This is a genomic window from Lacinutrix gracilariae, from assembly GCF_042684485.1.
In the GTDB taxonomy this organism is placed as follows: Bacteria; Bacteroidota; Bacteroidia; order Flavobacteriales; family Flavobacteriaceae; genus Oceanihabitans; species Oceanihabitans gracilariae.
The window spans coordinates 1-9,234 of sequence record NZ_JBHULM010000043.1; the positions used below are offsets into that span (position 1 = coordinate 1).

General features: G+C 30.9%; 6 protein-coding genes. All 6 read left to right on the plus strand.

Features of this window, described 5'->3' with window-relative positions; translation table 11 throughout:
• Positions 1 to 142 precede the first annotated feature (142 nt).
• The 6 genes from ACFSSB_RS15685 to ACFSSB_RS15710 all read left to right on the plus strand — a co-directional run bounded on the left by ACFSSB_RS15685 (position 143) and on the right by ACFSSB_RS15710 (position 8,766).
• Positions 143 to 1,027 carry a hypothetical protein gene (locus ACFSSB_RS15685; RefSeq protein ID WP_379906009.1) on the plus strand — a complete coding sequence of 295 codons (885 nt, stop codon included), beginning with the start codon at positions 143 to 145 and terminating at the stop codon, positions 1,025 to 1,027.
• Between the two features lie 220 nt (positions 1,028 to 1,247).
• Positions 1,248 to 3,485, plus strand: coding sequence for a M4 family metallopeptidase (locus ACFSSB_RS15690; protein ID WP_379906011.1), 2,238 nt, complete (start codon positions 1,248 to 1,250; stop codon positions 3,483 to 3,485).
• Between the two features lie 35 nt (positions 3,486 to 3,520).
• Entirely contained in the window at positions 3,521 to 3,862 is a 342-nt protein-coding gene (locus tag ACFSSB_RS15695) for a hypothetical protein (protein WP_379906013.1), read from the plus strand.
• 192 nt (positions 3,863 to 4,054) lie between these two features.
• The gene (locus ACFSSB_RS15700) at positions 4,055 to 4,666 is read left to right on the plus strand and encodes a hypothetical protein (protein WP_379906015.1); all 612 of its coding nucleotides are present in this window, start codon (positions 4,055 to 4,057) and stop codon (positions 4,664 to 4,666) included.
• Between the two features lie 167 nt (positions 4,667 to 4,833).
• Positions 4,834 to 5,388 carry a hypothetical protein gene (locus tag ACFSSB_RS15705; RefSeq protein WP_379906017.1) on the plus strand — a complete coding sequence of 185 codons (555 nt, stop codon included), beginning with the start codon at positions 4,834 to 4,836 and terminating at the stop codon, positions 5,386 to 5,388.
• A gap of 300 nt (positions 5,389 to 5,688) precedes the next feature.
• Positions 5,689 to 8,766 (plus strand): Eco57I restriction-modification methylase domain-containing protein, encoded by a 3,078-nt coding sequence (locus ACFSSB_RS15710; RefSeq protein WP_379906019.1) that lies wholly within the window; start codon positions 5,689 to 5,691, stop codon positions 8,764 to 8,766.
• Positions 8,767 to 9,234: the final 468 nt, after the last annotated feature.

A 9,234-nucleotide genomic window follows, 5' to 3' on the forward strand; every position in this document is an offset into this window, starting at 1 on the left:
ACACCGTGTATAATTAATTGCTTTTTTGAGCCTACTTGCGAAAATTCCGCAGGAATTTTCACGGGTTCGTTAAAGTTTGCTAACTTAGTTCCCTAACCACGCAACTAACCATACACAAACACGTTAGGCAACATTAAAAAAAATGAAAAAAATAATTTGGTTCTTTTTATTAATTTTTATAATTCAAAATACTTTTTCCCAAGTTAAATTTGACCCAAAACAATTGGAACTAAATGGAAATGTAAAGTCTCTACTTGAAATCGATTATGAGGATCCTTTAAAAGAAAAAGTTACTGGATATATAATATATTCAGAATTCGATAAAAACGGTAAAATTATTAACAAAACATATTCAAATTCAAAAAACGAACCTTCTTCGAGTAAAATATATCACTATGATATTAACGGAAACGATTCAATATGTCATTATGAAAATAAACAAAAAAAACTATTTAAAACAACATTAACTAAAACAGTTAAGAAGAATAATTCATTGTCAGTTACAATTACTAATCTAGACAGTACATTTATTCAAAAAATTGTTTACGAATATGATAAATCTAATAATTTAGTTTCTAAAAAAAAATATGTTAAAAAGGATACTTTGAAAGATGAGATGAAATATAGTTATGACTCCGCTAATAATATGACTGAATGGAAGTGGCTTAATTCAAACGACTCTAATACATATAGAAGAACTTATGAGTACAAAAAAAATCTTTTAAAACATGAAACCCGCTTTTATAAAGAAAGAATATATCTTAAAAAAAAATATAAATATAATCTTAATAAAAAAATAAGAAAAGTAATTAATTACAATCTGAAAGACAGTTTAACCACCAAAATAATATATTCATATAATAAAGACAAAGTAGTTATTCGAGAAACAACTAAAAAAGAGAATGGTCTAAAAAGTCAATATGTTTTTAAATATGACAATCAAAATAATTGGATTGAACTAAAATCTTTCAAAAATAAAAGTAAAACCGCGGAATACATCTTGACGAGAAAAATAGAATATTATTAAATAACGTTGCCTAACAAAGTATATAATCCATTGCTAGTTTTAGCCTGCTTACGAATATTCCTGCGGAATATTCTATTCGGTTTTTATTTGCTAAATTAGTTGCTTACACACGCAACGTATCATATACGCAAACGTTATGGGCAAATTAACGAGCATAACGGTCGTAACAAGCTGAAAAACGACTTTAAAAAGAAGTAGGCATCATCTAAAACAATTAGATATGAAAACAAAAAACTACATTTTAATCTTGCTTTTGGTATTTTTATCAAATAGTCTTTTTGCGCAAGCAAAAAAAGAAGAAGTAATTTCTAAACACAAAAACGGAAGTCCTTCTTTTATTAAACTTAAAGAAACTAACGTTTCGTTTAATAAAACTACAACGGAATCTTTTCTTAAAAAACAGTTTAACCTAAATGACAACATTAGTTTTCAGACAAAAAAGGAAGATGTCGATTTAGGTATTACAATTCAAAAACAACAACAATATTACAAAGGTATTAAAGTAGAGTTTGGTGAGGTTGTACTTGCTGGAAAAAATAATGCTCTAAATCATGTAAGTGGGAATGTTTTGCGAATAGAAAACTTAAACACAAAACCAACTTTAACTAAAGAATCTGCATTAAATATTGCATTACAAAAAATTGGTTCTCAAGAATATGCTTGGCAAAATCTAGAAATGGAAAACTTTAGGAAACAACTTAAAGATAATCCAAATGCAACTTATTACCCAAAAAGTGAGCTCGTAATTGTTGACAAAAACTTACTAGATAGCATACCTAAACCTGTATTGGCTTATAAAATGGATATCTACTCAACAAATCCTTTAAAATATAATTACTATTATATTGACGCAAAAAATGGAGAAATTATTTTTGAGAACCCAATAATAAACCATATAGAAGGTATTGCTGCCACAAGATATTCTGGAACACGAACTATTGAAACCGAAGCTGTTGGTAGCTCTTTTAAACTAAAAGATAATACAAGAGGAAGTGGGATAATTACTTATAATTTAAATCATTCTTGGAGCTATTCTTCACCTACCAACTTTACTGACAATGATAATAATTGGACAATTACAGAATATGATAATACTAATAAAGATAATGCTGCTCTAGATGCTCATTGGGGAGCAGAAATGACTTATGATTATTTTTTAGATAATTTCAACAGAAACAGTTACGATAATAATGGTAGTGTCATTACTGGTTATGTGCATTATGGCACTAATTACCCTGGTGCCTTTTGGAATGGTGTTGATAAAATAATGACTTATGGAGATGGTTCATATCCTCGTGATGCTATAGTTAGTTTAGATGCTGTTGGTCATGAAATAGCTCATGGTATTACTAATCATGAAATCGGTACAAATAATAATTCAGGCATGTGGTCTTTCTACGAATCTGGAGCCATAGAAGAAAGTATTAGTGATATTTGGGGTGCGATGGTAGAGTATTATGTTGCTCCAGAAAAAAACACATATTCAATAGGTGAAGACTTTTATCTAAATGGTAAAGTTTTACGTTCAATGGATAACCCAAAAACTATTCATTCATATAAACGTCAACCTGACACGTATCTTGGAGAATTTTACCACCCTGATAGTGATTCTGAAGACAATGGTGGCGTACATACCAATAGTGGTATTATGAATCATTGGTTCTACTTGTTAGCAGAAGGTGGTAATGGAATGAACGACAATGGAGACACCTATTTTCTCTCTGGAATTGGAAAAGAAGATGCAGCAAAAATTGTATATCGAGCAGTAAAATATTATTTTAACTCGACAACTACTTTTTATCAAGCAAGAGAACTTACCATGCAAGCAGCAGCAGATTTGTTTGGTGAGGCAACTACTATTAAAGTAGCAAATGCTTGGTATGCTGTTGGTGTTGGCAATTTTATTCCTTATGGTTCTCATTATATTTCTGGTCCGACACAAATTACTCCGGGAACTGGTGGTATGTACACTTTAAATCCTTATGTTGGTGCAACGCATTACCAATGGGTAATACCAACAGGTTGCACAAATACTTATTATTGCTGGGAGATTGTTCAAGGGCAAGGCACTAATACAGCTCTTATTCATGGTGGAGATATTGGGAGACATAATATTATCTGTAAAATTTACAGTAACGACCATCTTATGGCTTCTCAATCTATAAGTGTTAATGTTCAAAACCCCTATAATGGAGGCGGAAGTGGTAGTGACCCTTGTGGTGATTTAGGTAACTTCAATGGCCTTATTTATCCTCCAGAACCTTGTGATGATGGAAATGGTATTGCTGCTACAGAGTCCTATTTTTCTAAATTTGTTGTTTATGATATGTCTGGTCGTAGAGTTTTAACTTTAAACTATGTGGATAGTGTTGATTTAAACAATTTAGCTAATGGCTTATACATTATTAAGGCTAGATTAAATACAAATAAAGTGATAACTAAAAAAATATTAAAATGAAAAAGATAATTTTAATTTTTGGTTTATTATTGTTGATGCTATCATGTAATAAAGATGATGACAAACCTGAACCAATTATAGAGGAAGAACCTGATTTATCTTTCCCTGAATGTTTATTGAGTGATGATATTTTTGAATATCAACTCATCATGAGTAATCCGCCTAGTGATCCTAGAGGAGAACTTTTAAAAAAAGTATATCAAGGAGATACGGTGTATTCATTTAACCAACACATTCTACATGATTACGATTTAGTCAGATATGATAATCAATGTGAAATAATTTGCAGATATGTTTGGAATGGTCCAGGTACAGACTGTATAGGTAATCCTGCAGATTCTGAATTTATTGGAACTGTTTGGACAGACCCAAGGTAAAATCTGCCCATAACCACGTATATAAAAAATAGCAGTTAAGAGTTAAACTTAAAGTTTGATTCTTTTCTGCTATATTTGTTTTAATCCGAAAAGTATCACACATAAATCTGCTACTTTTCATATACAAACACGTTGTGCAACATTTGACGCAACCAACAGAATATTTTTGCATCTACTAAAAAAATAAAATGCATGTCAAAATATATAATTAGATTAATAATATTAGCACCAATTTTAATGGCTTTTCAGTGTGAAGACGATGATACTACAGGCACTTTTATTTTTAATGATTACAAAATTAGTGTAACACCTCAATCTTCATTTTCAATAAATGATACTATTTGGATAGATGGAAAAGTATCTTCTTTGGCCTTCGACACGGCAATTAACGATTCTATATTTCCTGGTTGGTCTCAAGGAGATCAAATTTCAATAATGAAATTCATACAACCAACGCAATCATCTAATTGCAAAGACGCAATCGACAATTTTGAATTAATAACTGAATTAGGTAACATATCTTTTTTACCTGTTTGTGAAAACGGACAAATGACAATACAATCTGAAATAAATGCTGATAGTTTAAATTATAGCTATAGAATAGGATTAAAAGCATTGAATATTGGAGACTTTGTATTGAGTTGGAATAATAGTTCTGTAACCAATGCGAATAGAAACGAATATATCCTAGACGACTACCCTTTAGAATTTCACCCTAATCAATTAGGTTTTAATAAATGCGGAAATGTATCGTGGAGATTTGTAAATGAATCTGATAAAGAATTTTATTTTAAAGTAGAATAAAAAAACGTTGCACAACAACGTATATAATCCATTGCTAGTAAAGGCTTATTTACGAAAATCCTCGCGGATTTTCTATTCGGTTTTTATTTGCTAAATTTCGTGCTTAAACCACGCAACGTATCATATACAAAACCGTTAGCAGTTATTTAAGAGCAACACCTAAAAAAATGAACTTTCAACTAAATGGAAACATAGGAAACTGGTTAAATAAACTTAACGGAAAAACTATTGCCGAAATATATCAAGTAGATTTTAATAACGACAGACATAATGACGACTATTTACCTTGGATATTTTTAATAACATTCTCTGAATTTGACCAATATCTGGAAATTGAAGGCGACTTTGATGGTAGTCATTTAAAAATAAACTTGCGAGAAAACGCATCACTTGAAAATAAGCTGAAAGAATACAATTTACCAAATGAACCAGATTTATGGCAAGTCTACGAAACTAAAAAGGACGAAAAACTTGGACGACTTTTAGGCGAAAAAATTGATTTTATTGAATTCGGAATTGATAAGGATGAATATGTAATTAATGGAACCAAAATAAAAGGACAAAAAGAATATTTTAATTTCATTCGGTTTAGTTGTGGAAAACTGAATTTAACAATTTTTGAAGGCTCAGTAACTGGACTTGGTGTTTCTGACGACCAAAATATTAAATTGAATTTTGAGGAAACATTTGAAATATATAATACGAATAAAAACAACTGCTAACAACGTATAAAAATAATGCGTAGTTTAGTGCTTAATCAAGAGTTCGTGCAATTTTGTTACGTCTGATTTTCCTGCGGAAAATCCTCGCACACAAAACCGCACTATTCTTATACAAGACCGTTGTAAGTAATGCGAAAATCGAACTAAAATTGAACATTTGAACTAAAAAAGCCAGCCGCACAAACAGCACATTTGGTTTTTTGCCGACACATCAGCCAACGCTGAAAAAACCAAAAGAGCTGTTTTTTGCCAACGCTCAAAAATCCGTACCTTGTGAAAGAAAAAACCGACCAAAAATAAATGCAAATATTTCAGAAATCCGTAATAAAAAAACACCTTAAAAGTCTTGACCAAGAAAAGGTAGAAAAAGCTTTCCAAACATTCCGACAAAATTATAGTTCTGCGAAAATTGAGCAAATTAAAACGCTCAAAGAAGAAGAATATCAAGACGGATTTTTAAGAGAAATCTTTGTTGACGTTTTAGGTTACACGCTTCGACCAGATGAAAATTTTGACTTGCAACGTGAATTTAAAAACCAAACAGACGGAAAAAAGGCAGATGGAGCAATTTTAAAAGACGAAAATGCAATTGCAGTAATTGAACTAAAGTCAACAAAAACAAAGGACTTAACAAAAATTACGCAACAAGCATTTAATTATAAAAACAATCAACCAGAATGTAAATATGTAATTACGTCAAATTTTCAAAAGTTACGTTTTTACATCGACTACTCTACCGAATATGAAGAATTTGACTTGTTTTTTCTCGACAGAGAACGATTTGAACTGCTCTACTTAATTCTACATAAAGAAAGTATTTTTTCAAATCTTCCTGTAAAACTTAAAAAAGAAACGCAGTTTCACGAAAAAGAAATTTCGGAAGAACTTTACAACGACTATTCTCATTTTAAAAACAAACTGTTCAATAATCTTGTTGCAAACCATCCAGATGATGACAAGTTGTTGCTGTTTAAAAAATCGCAAAAACTTTTAGATAGATTTCTTTTCATACTCTTTGCAGAAGATAGCGGCTTATTGCCACCAAACTCGATTTCAAGAGTAATAAATCGTTATAACATTTTAAAAGAAGAAGACGCTTATAAACCAATTTACGAAATTTTTAAGCAGTATTTTGGTTATATGAATATTGGACGACAAGGAAAGAAAGAATCTGACAATATTCCAGCTTACAATGGTGGTTTATTCTACGAAGATTTGCTGCTCAACAACTTAAATATTGATGACGAGATTTTAATTGACGATTTAAAAAAACTATCCTCTTACGATTTCAATACAGAAGTTGACGTAAATATTCTCGGCCATATTTTTGAACATTCATTAAACGAGATTGAAGAAGTAACCGCAGAAATAGAGGGAACTGTTTCCGACCAAAAAAGAACAAAACGAAAAAAAGATGGTGTTTTTTATACACCAAAATATATAACAACTTACATTGTTACCAATACAATTGGCAAACTTTGCCTTGAAAAAAGAAAAGAACTCGACATTGAGGAGATTGAATATGACGACTCATTTTTAAAAAAAGATGGAACTTTAACTGTAAAAGGCAAAAAACTTTTTAAAACCATAACTGAATATAAAAATTGGCTAACGAACTTAAAAATCATTGACCCAGCTTGTGGAAGTGGTGCATTTTTAAACCAAGCATTAAACTTTTTAATCGAAGAACACGAAAAAATAGACGACATCATTGCAGACTTGACTAACTCGCCTTTGCGTTTATTTGACACAGACAAAAATATTTTAGAAAACAACCTTTTTGGTGTAGATATTAATGAAGAAAGTGTTGAAATCGCTCAATTATCACTTTGGCTTCGCACAGCAAAAAAAGACAGAAAACTTTCCAAATTAAACAATAACATTAAATGTGGGAATTCACTTTTAGCTTCCGAGTTCGATTGGAACAAAGAGTTTCCAGACATTATGAAAAACGGAGGTTTTGATGTTGTTATTGGAAATCCACCATACATAAAAGAATACACAAACAGGCAAGCCTTTGATGGGTTGCACGAGCATCCTTGTTATCAGGGCAAAATGGATTTGTGGTATTTCTTTGGGGCTTTGGCATTGGACATTATCAAAAAAGATTATGGTCTCATTGGCTATATCGCACCAAACAATTGGATTACAAATTCGGGGGCATCAAAGTTTAGAAATATTGTACTGAACAAAGGTAGAATTACAGAATTTATAGATTTTGGCGATTTTAAAGTGTTTGATTCAGCAGGAATTCAAACAATGATTTACATAATGAAAAGCTCTGACGACAATGAAAATTACAACTTTAGTTTTTCAAAAGTTTTAGATAGCAAAATAAAACACGAAAACGCTCAATTATTTTTAGAACGTGTAAAAGATGATAAGTACGAATATTTTAAAGCAAACATAGACAAAACGGAAAATCTTGACAAACCTATAAATTTTGTAAATGCTGAACTGACATTAATTTTAGATAAAATAAGATCAAAACAGAATTTCCATTTTGATAAAAAAGAAATTGCTCAAGGTATTGTCGCACCACAAGACTTTCTAAACAAAAAAAATCAAGCAATTTTAGGAGATGAATTTGAGGTTGGAGATGGTATTTTTAATATTTCCCAAAAAGAGTACGAAAATCTGAAATTAACATCAGAAGAAAAAAAGTTAGTAAAACCGTTTTTTACAACATCTGAATTAAACAGTTTTTATGGAACAAATAAAAATAGACTTTGGGTTATTTATACGGATTCCAGTTTTAAAAATCCAGAAACTATTGAGCCATACCCAAATCTAAAACAACATTTAGATAAGTTTCAAGAAGTAATTACGTCAAGCAACAAACCTTATGGTTTACACAGAGCCAGAGAAGAAAAGTTTTTTAATGGAGAAAAGATAATATCATTAAGAAAATGTGCAAGACCAACTTTTACATTTACAGATTTTGACTGCTATGTTTCTCAAACCTATTTTTCTATCCAAACAGACCGTTTAAACCAACGCTATTTAACAGGATTATTAAACAGCAACTTAATAGCTTTTTGGTTAAAATATCAAGGCAAGATGCAAGGCGATTTATATCAAGTTGACAAAGGTCCTTTAATGAATTTACCAATTATTGAACCAAAAAAGGAAATTCAAGAAAACGTATCGGAATTTGTAAAGACCATAATAAGTAACCATCAAAAAAGAGTAGATTATCAAGAATTGTTAGACCAAGCAAAAGCGGAAAACAATTTTGACCGAGAAATACAATTAACGAAACAATTAGAGCAACTTACAATGGAATTGAAAAAAGCCGAAAGTGAAATCAACTCGATTATTTACGAGCTTTACCAAATTGAACCGACTGAAATTGCAGCGATTGAAAAGAATATTTAGTAATTAAAAAGCCAACGCTAAAAAGCCATACACATTTGCAATTCGCTACAGCCAACGCTACGCCAAAAATTACAAAAGAGTATGTCTCGCCAACGCACAATGAAGAACAAGATAACAAACATCGGAAAACCAAGCTGAATGAAAAAAGCACTACTTACAACAACGTGTATAAAACATAGCTATTAAAGGCTTTCCGAAAGGTTTTTGTATATTTACAAAGTACGCCAAATTTTTTGTTTGGTTATATTTATAAAAGAAAATTAAACATAAAAATAAAAAATTCGGCTCGTGCTAAATCTGAAAAGTTAGCGACTATTTAAACGCTACGTTTCATACACAAGACCGTTGTATTTAATAATCCCCGACTTCTGGAACTTCCCTTGTTCATTGCAAGTATCGAAACTTATGGATTAATGTCAGAGCGATAAAACTCTTACGGAATACTGGACTTACAATAAGAATTTCACC

Bases quoted from the DNA above. Each gene is read 5' to 3' on its own strand.
- ACFSSB_RS15685 (WP_379906009.1), top strand. From the start codon at position 143: ATGAAAAAAATAATTTGGTTCTTTTTATTAATTTTTATAATTCAAAAT.
- ACFSSB_RS15690 (WP_379906011.1), top strand. From the start codon at position 1,248: ATGAAAACAAAAAACTACATTTTAATCTTGCTTTTGGTATTTTTATCA.
- ACFSSB_RS15695 (WP_379906013.1), top strand. From the start codon at position 3,521: ATGCTATCATGTAATAAAGATGATGACAAACCTGAACCAATTATAGAG.
- ACFSSB_RS15700 (WP_379906015.1), top strand. From the start codon at position 4,055: ATGTCAAAATATATAATTAGATTAATAATATTAGCACCAATTTTAATG.
- ACFSSB_RS15705 (WP_379906017.1), top strand. From the start codon at position 4,834: ATGAACTTTCAACTAAATGGAAACATAGGAAACTGGTTAAATAAACTT.
- ACFSSB_RS15710 (WP_379906019.1), top strand. From the start codon at position 5,689: ATGCAAATATTTCAGAAATCCGTAATAAAAAAACACCTTAAAAGTCTT.